8 protein-coding genes are annotated in these 14,747 nt (G+C 34.4%); 5 read left to right on the top strand and 3 right to left on the bottom strand.

Annotation, left to right across the window (positions count from 1 at the left end):
- Positions 1-5 precede the first annotated feature (5 nt).
- The 3 genes from GKZ88_RS04005 to GKZ88_RS03995 form a co-directional block, all read right to left on the bottom strand.
- Positions 6-3,173, bottom strand: coding sequence for a TonB-dependent receptor (locus GKZ88_RS04005; protein ID WP_155101102.1), 3,168 nt, complete (start codon positions 3,171-3,173; stop codon positions 6-8).
- Between the two features lie 601 nt (positions 3,174-3,774).
- Positions 3,775-4,806 (bottom strand): LacI family DNA-binding transcriptional regulator, encoded by a 1,032-nt coding sequence (locus tag GKZ88_RS04000; protein ID WP_155101101.1) that lies wholly within the window; start codon positions 4,804-4,806, stop codon positions 3,775-3,777.
- 86 nt (positions 4,807-4,892) lie between these two features.
- On the bottom strand, positions 4,893-6,494 hold the full coding sequence (locus GKZ88_RS03995) for a Na+/H+ antiporter (RefSeq protein ID WP_155101100.1): 1,602 nt from the start codon (positions 6,492-6,494) through the stop codon (positions 4,893-4,895).
- A gap of 338 nt (positions 6,495-6,832) precedes the next feature.
- Between GKZ88_RS03995 and GKZ88_RS03990 the strand changes: the two genes are divergently transcribed.
- The 5 genes from GKZ88_RS03990 to GKZ88_RS03970 all read left to right on the top strand — a co-directional run bounded on the left by GKZ88_RS03990 (position 6,833) and on the right by GKZ88_RS03970 (position 14,745).
- Entirely contained in the window at positions 6,833-8,311 is a 1,479-nt protein-coding gene (locus GKZ88_RS03990; protein ID WP_155101099.1) for an ankyrin repeat domain-containing protein, read from the top strand.
- A gap of 162 nt (positions 8,312-8,473) precedes the next feature.
- Positions 8,474-8,956 (top strand): DUF2271 domain-containing protein, encoded by a 483-nt coding sequence (locus GKZ88_RS03985; RefSeq protein WP_155101098.1) that lies wholly within the window; start codon positions 8,474-8,476, stop codon positions 8,954-8,956.
- Positions 8,957-9,005: 49 nt separating this feature from the next.
- The gene (locus tag GKZ88_RS03980; RefSeq protein ID WP_155101097.1) at positions 9,006-11,189 is read left to right on the top strand and encodes a PepSY domain-containing protein; all 2,184 of its coding nucleotides are present in this window, start codon (positions 9,006-9,008) and stop codon (positions 11,187-11,189) included.
- 12 nt (positions 11,190-11,201) lie between these two features.
- The gene (locus GKZ88_RS03975; protein ID WP_155101096.1) at positions 11,202-12,209 is read left to right on the top strand and encodes an FAD:protein FMN transferase; all 1,008 of its coding nucleotides are present in this window, start codon (positions 11,202-11,204) and stop codon (positions 12,207-12,209) included.
- Positions 12,210-12,396: 187 nt separating this feature from the next.
- On the top strand, positions 12,397-14,745 hold the full coding sequence (locus GKZ88_RS03970; protein WP_155101095.1) for a mechanosensitive ion channel domain-containing protein: 2,349 nt from the start codon (positions 12,397-12,399) through the stop codon (positions 14,743-14,745).
- The last annotated feature ends 2 nt before the right edge of the window (positions 14,746-14,747 follow it).

The following is a 14,747-nucleotide window of genomic DNA, read 5'->3' as shown; positions in this document are numbered from 1 at the left end:
CGATTTTAGAAGTTAACATTTAATCCAAGTGTTGTAATCATTGGCGAAGGATAGCGTCCGTTATCAATGCCCGTTAAAAGCGCATCTTGGTTAAGCGAACCAACTTCAGGATCATACCCTTTATATTTTGTGAACGTTAAAATATTTTGAGCATTTGAGTAAATTTTGATATTCGAAATTCCGTATTTAGAATATAATTTCTGCGGAAGATTATATCCTATCGAAATATTCTTAACTCTTACATAAGAACCATCTTCTACAAAACGGTTGCTGAAACGGTAATTTGATGAAGAAGCGGCAGATGATGCAGCAATTCTAGGCATATAAGGATCTCCGCCAACGATGTGTACGTTACGGTAATCATTTGGTCCCGTTGGATCAATCAATTCCAATTGTGCATAAACTAAAGACGATGACAATAAATTGGTATTTTCACGAGGGTTTTCTAACCAGCGTCTTTGGTAGTTTACAACGTCGTTTCCATAAGAACCTGTCAGCAAAATGCTAACATCGAAACCTTTGAAAGAAAATGAGTTATTGATACCAAAAGTAAAATCAGGATTTGGGTTACCAACATAATCACGGTCTTTTTCATTAATTACGCCGTCTTTATTAATGTCTTCAAAAATATAATCCCCAATCCAAACACCATTTTCACCAATTTGCATTCCTTCTGGCAAAGCAGTCGGCTGTACAGCTCCGTTTTTATCTTTATAATAGAAATCAGTTGCGTTTTCAAAACGTCCAATTACTTTGTAGCCATAGAATTGACCAATTGGCTGTCCAACTGCAGTACGCGTAACAATCGTTACATCAGAACCTTGCTGAATGCTTTTGTTCAAAATTCCTGTTTCTGTGTTTAACGAAAGGACTTTACTTCTGTTCATTGAGAAAGTAACATTAGTTCTCCAAGAAAAATCTGGTCTGTCCATATTTAAAGTATTCAGTGTAAACTCAATACCTTTGTTTTCAAGCGAACCAACATTCACCCAAGGAGAAGATGTTGAACCTTGTCCAGTTGTTCCAACATAAGCCGGAAGTGGCAGTTGTAAAAGCAGATTGTCTGTCTTTTTATAATAAACATCTGTCGTAAGTTCGATTCTGTTATTTAAGAATCCTAAATCAAGACCAATGTTTGTTTGGCTTGAAGTTTCCCATTTTAAATCTTTATTAGCTGTATTTGCTGCAAGAAGTCCTGTTCCCCAATTTGTTGCCGAAGCATTGTAAGTTGAAGTATAAGCGAAGTTTGGCACATTTTGATTACCTACTTCTCCCCAGCCCACGCGTAATTTCATGTTATTGATTACTTTGCTGTCTTTTAAAAATTCCTCATTTGAAACTTTCCAAGCCAATGCTGCAGACGGAAACCAGCCCCATCTGTTATCTTCTGTAAATTTTGAAGAACCGTCACGACGGATTGTGGCAGTCAATAAATATTTATCGTTAAACGAATAAAATAATCTAGCAAAATAAGAGCTTAATCCACTTTTGTTGCTTCCGTTTGAGTTCTTAGCAGTTGTTGCGTCACCAGCATTCAAATCGGTTGCGCCGTTTGTTAAATATCCTGAACGGTATCCGTAAAGATTTTCCCAGTGTGATTCCTGCATTTCCTGAGACAACATTGCGTTGATAGTGTGTGAACCAAAAGTTTTATTGTAAGTCAAAATATTATTCCAGTTCCAATAATCACTGTTTGATTTTGTTCTTGTTCCTTCGCGAACATCATTTACAAGTGCACCAAAAGTATAAGACGGACTAAAAGTGTAATTGTTGGCAAAACTATAATCAACAGAATATTGTGATTTGAATTTCAAGTCTTTCGTAAAACTGATTTCAGCATACGTGTTGGCTCTCATATTGTAATTAATATTGTGATTGTCTTTGATAGAAGCAAGTCCAATAGGATTGTTTTGCACAAACTCAGTTGTATCTGGACCATCAAAAGTTCCATCTGCATTACGCACCGCAACGTTTGGTGTTTGCTTAAGCGCTGTCAAAATCAAAGATTCATCTGTAACCGTTGTCGTTTGGTTTGTTTTGCTCAGTGCAAAATTTACTCCGATTTTAAAATAACTTTTCACCTGAGAATCAACAACTCCTCTTAAATTAAAACGGTCAAAACCAGATCCAATCGCAATACCTTCCTGATCTAAATATCCAATTCCCAGTGCATAAGTAGTATTATCTGTCCCTCCCGAAGCAGATAAATTATAACTCTGCATCATGGCTGTAGTGAAAAGCTCTTTCTGCCAATCAGTTCCTTCTCCTAACAAATCAGGTCGAATGAAAGTATTATCACGCTGTACAATTCCTAAATCGGAACGCGTATTTTTTAGTATACCGTATTCTTTTAAATTCAGCAAATCCAAATGTTTTGGAATTTCCTGCCAGCCTACATAACTGTCAAAATTAAGGGCCATATCTCCTTTTTTGCCACGTTTAGTAGTAATGATGATAACTCCATTTGCCGCTCTTGATCCATAAATAGCAGTAGCTGAAGCATCTTTTAAAACATCAAGTGAAACAATGTCTGCTGGATTAATCGAAGCCAATGGGTTTGACATAAGCGCACTCGCTGTTCCGTCAATAATAACACCGTCGATTACATATATAGGTTCATTAGATCCATTTAGCGAACTGATTCCACGAATACGAACCGAAGAACTCGCTCCCGGCGCACCGCTGTTTGCCTGAATTTGAACACCCGCCACACGGCCTTGTAAAAGCTGATCAACGGTTGTTGTTACTGATTCTGCAACTGCTTTACTTGAAATAGAAGAAATGGCGCCGGTTAAATCGCCTCTTTTCATGGTACCATAACCTACTACCACTACTTCCTTTAAGTCGTTTGCGTCTTCTGTTAGCGTAACATCAATTTTAGTTTGGTTAGCAACAGCTATTTCTTTTGTTTTATATCCGATGAAACTGAAAACCAAAACGCCGTTAGCCGGCAATGTGTGAATGGTATAAGCACCATCAAAATTAGAAACTGTCGAAATATTAGTTCCTTTTACAATGATATTAACTCCAGGTATTGGTCCATTTGCATCTGAAACTACACCAGATACAGTGGTTTGAGCATTTACAGCAGCAGAAAACAGGAACATCAGGAACAGCAGTCCTAGATTTTCAAAGTATTTCCATTTGCTTTTCGTAATTAAAAAGTTAGTCATAAATGGTTGATTTAATTAGTTAATAGTATGGTTAGTTAGTTTTTTTAAACAGACATATTATAGGGTTCATTTGAATCATAATGAAAGCCAAAACAAATCTTGTCTGAACAAATATATATAAAATACAACAACACACAACCGGTTGTGCAATTTTTTTATTCGAATAATTAAAAAAAACGCAGTTTAAAAAATACATAATTCAATATTTATATTAAAATTTTAAATATTTAATAAAACAGCAATATTATTCAACGAAAACGTTGTAGATAAATTGATGTTTTGTTAAAAAAATTAAAAAAAATATAAAAGTTGAATATTGGAATTTTTTATTTCTCTTATAATAGCAGTTTTAAGCAATCTGTAAGTAAATATTCTCTAGTTTTACAGTGGTGTAGGAAAATTAACTAAAGACCTATTTTGTTCAGAAAAATAAACCCAAAAGACAATCGGTTGCTTATTACAACAAAAAAACTCCCGTCATAAAAATTGACGGGAGTTTTTTATATATTTCTAAAACTGATTATCAAAAACAATAAACATCTATTAATAAGACATTTAAACATAAAATTGAACTAACCATTAATCCACTTAAAACAGCAATTTACTTTCTATGTGAAGATTCTCGAACAAGAACCTCTGTATTTAAGAAAGTAATTTCCTGAACATCGCTTTCTTTTGACGATTTTAGGTTTTTTATAATGATTTCGGCTGCTGCTTTTCCCATTTTTTCTGCTGGATGCGTGATTGTAGATAAATTAGGATCTATAATTTCAGAAATAGGGTCGTTATTGAAACCAATAACTGCCAACTCTTCCGGCACTTTTATTCCTCTTTTCTTTGCAGTCTGCACGGCACTTACTGCTATAATATCTCCAGAAGCAAAAAGACCGTCTGGAATGGGTTTCAAATCAAACAATTTATTGCTTGCTTTTACGCCATCTTCATAAGTAACCGATTTTAAATCAACTATCAATTCCTCTATTATAGGCAAATTATGATCTCTTAAGGCTTCTATGTAACCTCTTTTTCTTTCATTATAAAGATTTCCAAATTCAGCGCCGGCAGTTAAATGTGCAATTCGGATACAGCCCTGCTCAATTAAATGTTTAGTCGCTTTATAACCTGCTGAATAATTATCGATAACGACTCTAAACGTATTATAATCCTTTGGAACCCTGTCAACAAACACAAGCGGAATATTATTATTTGAAAATTGCTCAAAATGCGAAGTATCTCTCGTTTCCATCGCCAGCGAACAAATAACACCGCTTACACGATTGCTGTACAATGATTTAGCCATATTTACTTCTTCGGCATAGGAATCGTGCGACTGCATAATAATTACAGAATAGTCCGATTTTTGTGCTGTAATTTCAATACCGCTGATTAAAGAGGACAAAAACGGCTGTGTAACTGTTGGAATCAAAACTCCAATTGTGTTTGTTTTATTTCCACGCAGACCAGCTGCCAGAGTATTAGGAACAAATCCCATTTCTTTGGCTGCCTTTTTGACTTTTTTTATCGTTTTATCACTTATTGAATGATGATCTTTCAATGCTCTTGAAATTGTAGAGGTTGCTAAATTCAACTTCTCTGCAATATCGTAGATCGTTACATGTTTATTCTCTTCCATGAAATAAATAATATGAGATGTAAATATAAGTTATTTTACAACACTATAGGATTTCTAAAATTGACTTAATTAATTATCTAATTACCTTATTCCTCATACATTTCCATCCAAAGGCGCGTTTCCTCAAGATCCAGCTCTTTTTCTATTTTTCTGAAAATCTCTTCGTTTACCGAGCCGTTTTTATGCATGAGTTCTAATTTTGCACGTTCAACATTTAGCAGATCGATCTGTAATTTCGTAAAATCATTAAAAATCTCCCCTCCCATTACTTTTCCTTTTCCAAAGAAATTTGCCGGAAGCTCTGTTTTCTGCAAACGATTAAATTTTACTTCATATTTACTTTTAATATTATGGAGCAAATCGTCATTTAGAAGCGAAAAATTATCTTCAATATGAGCGATTGTCTCTGAAACAATCACATTTCTGATCTCATATTCTTCGGCTAAAATCGAATACGGCTGTAATTTTAATTTTCGAATGAGCCAAGGCAGCGTAAGTCCCTGAACAACCAAAGTAGAAAGTATAACACAAAAAACTAAATAAATAATAAGGTCACGAAGCGGAAATCCTTCTTTTTCATTTAACATTAATGGCAAGGCCAATGCTGCTGCCATAGAAACCACACCGCGCATTCCTGACCAGCCAAAAATGATCATATTGCGGTAATCAAATTCTTCATTGTCTCGAATTTTTTTGCTGAGAAATCTCGGAACTAATGTTGCCGGAATAATCCATAAAAAGCGCACTACAACTACAACGATACTTATACTCGCACCCCATAAAAACAAAGAAGTTCCAGAATAATTGCTAATTCCCGAAATAATATCGCGCAACTGCAGCCCTATTAATATAAAAATCAGGCCATTTAATATATTGGTCAAAATATTCCAGATAGTCCCTGCCATCATACGGCTTTCATGCGTAAAAATAACGCTCGATCTCGCCGACAGAAAAAGTCCTGTCGTTACAACCGCAAGTACTCCTGAACATTCAAAGTGCTCTGCAATTAAATACGATGCAAAAGGCGTTAAAAGTGTCAGTGTCGCTTCAATAACATCATCACAGACAAATCTTTTATGAATAATACTCATGACATAACCCACCAAAAGACCAATCGCAATTCCTAAAGTTGACATGATAAAGAAATTTAATCCGGCTTCCCAAAGCACAAAATTTCCAGCAATTATGGCAGTAAGCGCATATTTGTATGCTACAAGTCCGCTTGCGTCATTCAGCAGACTCTCGCCTTCGAGAATAGCAATCAATCGCGGATGCAAGCCAAGTCCTTTAGTAATTGAAGTCGCAGAAACAGCATCTGGCGGCGAAACAATAGCACCAAGCAAAAACGCTAACGGCCAAGAAATATCATCTATCAGCATATGCGCCGCAACAGCAACGGCAAATGTGGTAAATAAAACCAGTCCGACTGCGGCAAGCGTTATAGGCCGAATTGTTTTTTTAAACTCATACCAACTAGTATACCAGGCCGCATGATACAAAAGCGGTGGCAAAAAGATAATAAAAACGACTTCGGGATTTAAGGCAATTACTGGAAGTCCTGGAACTACACTAATTGCAACACCACAAAGAACCAGTACAATTGGAATTGGAAAATTATATCTTTTACTCATTAAGCTCAAAAAAGCGACTCCAAACAGTAACATTATAATTACAGTAATATTCTCCATCTACAGGTTGTTTTGGGTTTTTAAATTTCAATGGTATCGGAAACGGCTACTAAATTAATATTTAATGATAATTATACCCTTTTTTGTTTCAGAAAATAAATTTTGAATGAAATTAAACTTTTATCCTTTACATAGGTCTTATAGAAAGAAAATCATATAAAAAACGCTTAAAATCTGCTTAAGTCCAAAGTTTCTGAGTCAAATAAATTGATTTACTGATATTAATTTTTACATTTGCGTTATTTTTATTTATTCTAAATAGAATCATTTCAACAAATGATTTTTATCAAAAAGAACAACCAAATTATAACTTATTGAATAACAACAAATACCAAAATATGAAAAAGAATATCTTTCTTTATTTGGCATTAACTACCGCTTTTTTTGTTAATGCACAGCAAAAAAATACTTTATTAGAAGCTTCTTTTTGGAAAACCGCGCCAGATGTAAATACCGTAAAAGCCGAAATTGCAAAAGGAAATAATCCGGCAGAAGCCAACGCAAATGCTTTTGATGTTACAACCTTAGCCATTAATAATGATGCACCTTTTACAACAATAACATTCTTATTAGAGCAGCCAGGAAACCCTATAAACAAATCTACGCACGATAATCGTATTTATTTACACTGGGCTGCTTATAGAGGCAATACCGAATTAGTACAATATCTAATCACAAAAGGATCTGATGTTAATTTTGAAGACAGCCACGGTACTACTCCACTAGTTTTTGCTGCGGGCAACGGACAATCTGATCCGGCACTTTATGAGGCATTTTTTAAAGCAGGAATTGATCCAAAGAAAAAATATAAAGACGGCGAAAACTTATTGCTTTTAGGAATTCCATCTGACAAGGATTTAAAACTTGCCGATTTTTTAACTACAAAAGGCTTATCATTAAAAGATACTGACAAAGATGGAAACACTGCATTTGATTATGCTGCCAGAACTGGAAATATTGTTCTTTTGAAAAAATTATTAAACCGAAAAGTAAAACCTACTGACAACGCGATTCTTATTGCAACTCAAGGAAGCCGCAGAGAAACAACTTCTCTTGAAGCGTACAAATTTTTAGTTGAAGATTTGAAGTTAAAACCAACTGTAACAGCAAAATCTGGAGATAATGTGCTTCATTTTTTAGCAACAAAGCCAAATCAAAAAGAAATTATTACTTATTTCTTATCAAAAAATGTTGATGCAAACAAAGTAAATAATGACGGAAATGCGCCTTTCATGAATGCAGCCGGTGCTAGAGAAAATGGAGCATTAGAAGTATTATTGCCTACAGCGAAAAATATTAATCTTAAAAATACAAAAGGAGAATCGGCTTTAACAATGGCTGTAAAATCAGGAACGCCTGAAGCTGTTGCACTTTTATTAGATAAAGGAGCTGACGTAAATATTGTTGATAAAGACGGAAATACTCTAGGTTTTTACTTAGTACAAGCTTACAGACCAGATCCTAAACAAGATACTTTTGATGCTAAAGCAAAACTGCTTCAGGAAAAAGGATTAAATCTTGCTGCACCGCAAAAAGACGGAAGTACTTTATATCATTTCGCAGCAGCGAAAAATGAGCTGCCGTTAGTAAAAAAATTAGCCGCTTTAAATATTGATGTAAACGCTAAAAACAAAGACGGAATTACAGCATTACACAAAGCCGCAATGGTTGCAAAAAATGATACAATCTTAAAATATTTGCTTTCAATTGGTGCTAAAAAAGATCTTATGACAGAATTTGACGAAAGCGCCTATGCGTTAGCAAAAGAAAATGAGTCATTAACAAAACAAAATGTATCAATCGAATTTTTAAAATAGTTTTAAAAGGCTAAGAGTTATTTGTTATGAGTTAAGAGTTTAAACTTTCTTAAACATATCTCTTAACTCATAACAAATAACTCATAACAAATAACTCTTAACGTATAAAACTCTTAACGTATAAAACTCATAACGAATAACCCATAACGAATAACTCACATAATGAAATCAATTCTAAAAATCGCACTTACAAGTGCTCTTATCTGCCTTGTTTCTTTTCAATCTAATGCACAGACTAGCAAATATAAATGCATGCTTCAAATGGCAAATTATATGGGAGAAGGCGCATACATTGTAGTCTCGCTGATCAATCCAAAAGGCGAATACGAGAAAACACTTTATGTAATGGGAGATGATAAAAAATGGTACAAATCATTGAAAGAATGGAACAAATTTCATACTGTAAAAGGCGATGATGTTAGCGCTATTTCAGGAGCGTCAGTTACTGGAGGAGACCGAAGTGTTACTACTTTTGAAATCGATGATTCTAAAATCAATAAAGGATATAAATTACGATTTGAATCGGCTGTTGAGGACCAGAAATATTACGTAAGTGATTTAGAAATTCCTTTGACAACGGCTGGTCTTGCTGATAAAACTGACGGAAAAGGTTACATCAGATATGTACGATTAAACAAAATTTAATACCTTATATTACCGATTTATATTTGATTACCTTTTTAGCTTACATTCAATGACTCTTTCTTTTTGGCGTTACACTCACTTAGCTTTGGCTTTGTTTTCTTCTTTGTTTTTATTGCTGGCATCCGTTACAGGAATCATTTTGGCTGTAGATGCTGTGCAGGAAAAAACGCTTCCGTACAAAACAGAAAATTTTGATTCGTTGACTTTAGGTCAGACGCTTCCTGTTTTAAAAAAGAAATATGCTGAAATCACCGAATTAAGTGTCGATTATAATCAGTTTGTAACGCTTCAGGCAATTGATGAAGATGGAAATGACATCAATGCTTATATTGATGCAAAAACAGGAAAAACGTTAGGAATTCCTGCAAAAAAAAGTGAATTTATTCAGTGGATTACAAGTCTTCACCGCTCTTTGTTTCTTCATGAAACGGGGCGTTTTTTTGTTGGTGTAATTTCGTTTCTATTATTCCTGATTGCCATTTCAGGCTTTATGCTTGTCTTGAGCCGACAAAGAGGAATTCGTAATTTCTTTTCGAAAGTAATCAAAGAATATTTTGCTCAATATTATCATGTTCTTTTTGGAAGATTAGCTTTAATCCCAATTTTAATAATTGCACTTACAGGAACTTATTTATCTCTTGAAAGGTTCAACTTTTTTATGGGAGATGAAAAAGCAAAACCTGTAAAAACAGAACTTTCGGCAATAGCCAAAAAAACTTCTGTCTTTGAAAAAACACTTTTGAAAGATGTAAAGAAAATCGAATTTCCTTTTACAGATGATCCAGAAGAATATTATATCATTGAATTAAAAGACCGCGATATAGAAGTTAATCAGATAACAGGCGCTGTAATCACTGAAAAGCTTTCGCCAATGACAATTCAGTTAGCCGCTTTAAGTCTTGATATTCATACAGGGCGAATAAATGCCATTTGGGCTGTTATTTTAGCAATTGCATGTTTAAATATTCTGTTTTTCATCTATTCTGGTTTTGCGATTACCTTAAAACGAAGAGCGAGCCGAATCAAAAACAAATTCAAAGCTGCAGAAAGTTCCATCATCATTTTAGCAGGTTCCGAAAACGGAAGTACGTTGCGTTTTGCCAATTCTATTCTGAAACAATTAATTGATCACGGACACAAAGCACATATTGCTGAATTAAATAATTTTACTGTTTTTCCAAAAGCAGAACATATTATTGCTTTTTCTTCAACGCACGGTTTGGGTGATGCGCCTTCTAACGGAAGTAAATTTGTTCAGTTATTAAAAAAACACAATCAAGAGCAAAAAATCAATTTTTCAGTCGTTGGTTTTGGTTCAAAATCATATCCAGATTTTTGCGGTTTTGCTGTTGAAATGGATCAGCTTTTAGAAAAACAAAACTGGTCGGAACGTTTCTTGGAATTACAGACTGTCAATGATAAATCGGCTTCAGAATTTGTAGAATGGGTTAAATTATGGAGTGCCAAAACTGGAATTTCATTATCGGCGACGCCTTCACTTTATAACCATGTTCCAAAAGGATTACAGAAATTAATGGTTTTAGATAAAACTTTAGTTTCTGAGTCAGAACAGACTTTCTTAGTTACTTTAAGAGCTAATGCAAGAACCAAATTTACGTCTGGTGATTTGCTGGCTATTTATCCTGCAAACGACAACAGAGAGCGCCTCTACTCTATTGGAAATCATTCTGGAAACATACAATTGGTTATTAAACTGCATCCGCACGGATTGGGTTCTGGCTTCTTAAATAATTTAGAAGTCGGAAAAGTCATAAAAGCAAGAATTATCAATAATCATGCTTTTCATTTTCCAAAAAAAGCATCAAAAGTAGCTTTAATTTCTAACGGAACCGGAATTGCGCCTTTTCTTGGAATGATTGAACAAAACAAGAAAAAAATCGAAACGCATTTGTATGCTGGATTCCGAATGGAAACTGAAATGGTTTTAGGCTATAAAAAGTTTACTTCGGAAATGATTGAGAAAAAACAGCTTCATAATTTTCATTTGGCTTTATCGCGCGAAGTAGAACATTTTTATGTGATGGATTTAATTAAAAAAGATGCTAACTTTTTTGTTGATTTATTAAAAGAAAACGGGACAATAATGATTTGCGGTTCGCTTGCGATGCAAAAAGATGTTGAAACTATTTTAGAGGAATTATGTTTGGCAAATGGCCTTAAAAAAATATCTGAATATAAAAATAATAAGCAACTACTAACAGATTGCTATTAAAAAATTTATATCATGAAGCCGAAATTATTATATCGAATACTATTGCTTCTTGCAATTTTAAGCTTCTTTTCGGGCAATGCTCAGGTTTTGCGAAAAAGAACGACTCTTTTGATGGGCGGACGTTTCGATATTACAATTGTAGCCAATGATTCATTAACAGCAGAGCAAAATATTGATTTGGTGATTGCCGAAATCTCACGAATTGAAAATTTAATATCAGATTGGAAACCGACTTCACAAGTTTCCGAGGTCAATCAGAATGCCGGAATCAAACCCATAAAAGTAGATCGAGAAGTTTTTGAACTGGCACAGAGAGCCGTAAAACTTTCTGAAATAACGAATGGCGGATTTGATGTGAGTTTTGCAGCAATGGACAGAATCTGGAAATTTGACGGCTCGATGACCGAAATGCCTTCGGCGGAAGCCATAAAAAAATCGGTTGAGAAAGTCGGTTACAAAAACATTATTCTTGACAGCGCACAATCAACAATTTTCCTAAAATTAAAAGGAATGAAAATTGGATTTGGCGCTTTGGGTGAAGGATATGCTACAGATAAATGCCGTGCCATGATGCTTGCAAAAGGCATCAATGCCGGAATTATAAACGGTTCAGGTGACATGAGTACTTGGGGAAAACAGCCAAACGGAACACCTTGGAAAATTGGCATTACTAACCCATTTAATCCAGAAAAACTTCTTGCCGTTGTGCCGCTTGAACAGCAGGCTGTCACTACTTCTGGCAGTTATGAAAAATTTGTTGTTTTTAACGGTAAACGCTATTCACATATTATTAATCCTGCAACAGGTTATCCTGCAACGGGTTTATGCAGTGTAACGGTTTTTGGGCCAAATGCTGAAACTGCAAACGGCTTAAGCACTTCACTTATGGTTTTAGGTCAAAAAGAAGGTTTGATTCTACTTCAAAAACACCCTGAATATTCTTGTTTGATGATTACGGATAAAGGAAAAGTGATTAAGTCTAAAAACTTTAATATTAAACATTTTAAGGCGAAATTCTAGTTGATTGTCTTCCAAAGCCAAGATAAGTCCATAAAGAATCAATCAAAAACACCTCAATAATTTGAAGCGCTTTATGTAATATTCTTTTGGAAATTCTACATTATATTTCCTATAATATTTCGTTAATTACACACCAGAAATAGCTAAAAAAATCTAAATTTGAGAACCCAAATTTCATTCTTAAATTATGATTCTAAAAAGAAGTTACCTCTACTTATTCGCCTTATTAACAGTCTTGTTTTTTGTGCCAAATGCCTACTCGCAAACGGCTCCGCAGAAAAAAGAAAACCGCCCAAAATTATTTGAAAAAACCACAACTGACAGCGATTATCTGATGGCAATTGAAAAAGCTGGCGAAGTTATGGAATCGGCCTATAACGATACTGATTTTGATGGTGAAACACGTCATTTATTTGGCGAAATCAAAAGAACACAAGGCAAACTTGATCTTATTTTAACGAGTCTGAAAGGAGCAAATCCTAATGTGCGTAATCAGCAAATGTATCGCATTGTTCTGAAAGAGATTCAGCAGGAACTGGAAGACCAAAATACGGCCATCAATTCCCGAAATGCCAATCTTGAAAAAATCAAAAACAGGTTTGTCGATTTACGCAAAGACAAGACTTTTATGGAACTCATAAAAGATACTGTTCGCCGTAAACAATTCAAAAAAGAGTTTGCCAACCTTAAAAAAAGATATCTGGCAACAGACAGTTTGATGTCGAAAAATCAAGGCATTTTAAACAACAAAAAAAGACTGACCGTTGAAAGAAAAATTGCGGTATCAAACGCCTTAATTACTGTTGAAGGAAAACTCGAACAATCCGGAATTAGTATTCTTAGAAAAGAGTATCCGTTTTTATGGAGCACAAACGATTCGGTACCTAAAAAAGCCGTTTCGCAAAATATAAGAGCAAAAGTCATTATAGAAAAAAGTGTTGCATCTTATTATCTAAGTTACCGCGCCGGCGGATTAATTACATTGTTATTCTTTATGGGAATTTTGTTTTGGTACATTTCCCGTAATTTAAAATACTTAAAAGAAAGTGGACACATTGAAAATCTTAGTCATTTCAATTTTAATTACTTAAATCGAGGTATTTTAATTCCCGTTCTAGTTATCGGACTTAACATTGCTGTCGTAAGTAATTTGTATGCTCCTGCCCTGTTTTTAGAAATGCTTCAGCTTATTTTGCTGGGAATTCTTACCGTATTATTTAAAAACAGATGGTCAGCAAAATCAATGAAAAATTGGACATTGCTTCTAGGTCTCTTCTTTACTCTTTGTTTTCTTGATTTATTTATAGAAGTAGGTTTTATACAGCGCTGTGCATTCATTGTAATTAATATTCTGGGAATACGCTATGGTTTAGTGCAGATAAAAAGCATCAAGGATCAATTGTATATCAAAGGATTTTTTAAATGGGCAAGTATCATTTTTATTGGCTTTAATGCTTTATCGATACTTGATAATCTTTTTGGAAGAGTTTCACTTTCAAATATGCTGACCATTACCGCTTTTATTTCGCTTACGCAGATAATTGCATTGAGTGTTTTATTAAAGATTATTCTTGAAATCATTCTGCTTCAAATCTATACGACAAGAATTAAACGCGGTTTAGAAAAGATTTTTGATTATGAAAGTTTATCTGATACCTTAAAAAAGCCTTTTATCCTTGTAATCAGTTATATGTGGCTTGTAGTGATTGCTTCTAATTTAAATATTTGGGAATCGCTTCGTACTTCTTTAGGCGATTTGCTGAGTCATCCAAACACTATAGGAAGCATTACTTTTACTTTAGGAAATATTGTTTTATTTTTTATCATTATTTGGATTGCCCATCTTCTTCAAAAGTATGTCGCTTACTTTTTTGGTGAAATCGATGATGAAAATGAAGAAAACGTAAACAAAAGACAACATTCTAAACTATTAATTACTCGACTTCTTGTTTTGATTGCCGGTTATCTTCTGGCCGTAGCAGCTTCAGGAATGCCATTGGATAAATTGAGTATTCTTTTAGGTGCACTTGGAGTCGGAGTTGGACTTGGACTTCAAAATGTGGTAAATAATTTTGTTTCGGGTGTCATTTTAATTTTTGATAAACCAATTCAAATTGGAGATGTTATCGAAATTAGTTCAGAATCTGGCCGAGTGAAATCAATGGGATTAAGAACTACAAAAATCAATGCGCCAAATGGAGCTGAAATCATAATTCCGAATGGAAATTTACTCTCTCAAAACATTACAAACTGGACGTATACCGACAACTTTAAGCTTGTCGAAGTTGCAATTGAAATTAGTGGCGAAACAACTCCAGACGCTATAAATGCAATTGTAATGCAAACTCTTGAAAGTCTGCCGTTAATTAATCTTGAAAAAGCACCTCAACTATTCTACACCGCAATTTCAGACGGAAAATACAAACTGCTGATTAAATTCTGGTGCAGCATTTACCGTACCGAAGAAACGATTAGTGGAGCTCGTCAAGCTTTGTTCAGCAATTTTAAATCAAAAGGCTTAACTTTCTCTACTTAGAA

The organism is Flavobacterium sp. LC2016-01 (assembly GCF_009711135.1).
GTDB lineage: Bacteria > Bacteroidota > Bacteroidia > Flavobacteriales > Flavobacteriaceae > Flavobacterium.
The sequence above is the reverse complement of the archived record's forward strand: the minus strand, read 5'-3'. Positions and strand labels throughout refer to the sequence as shown.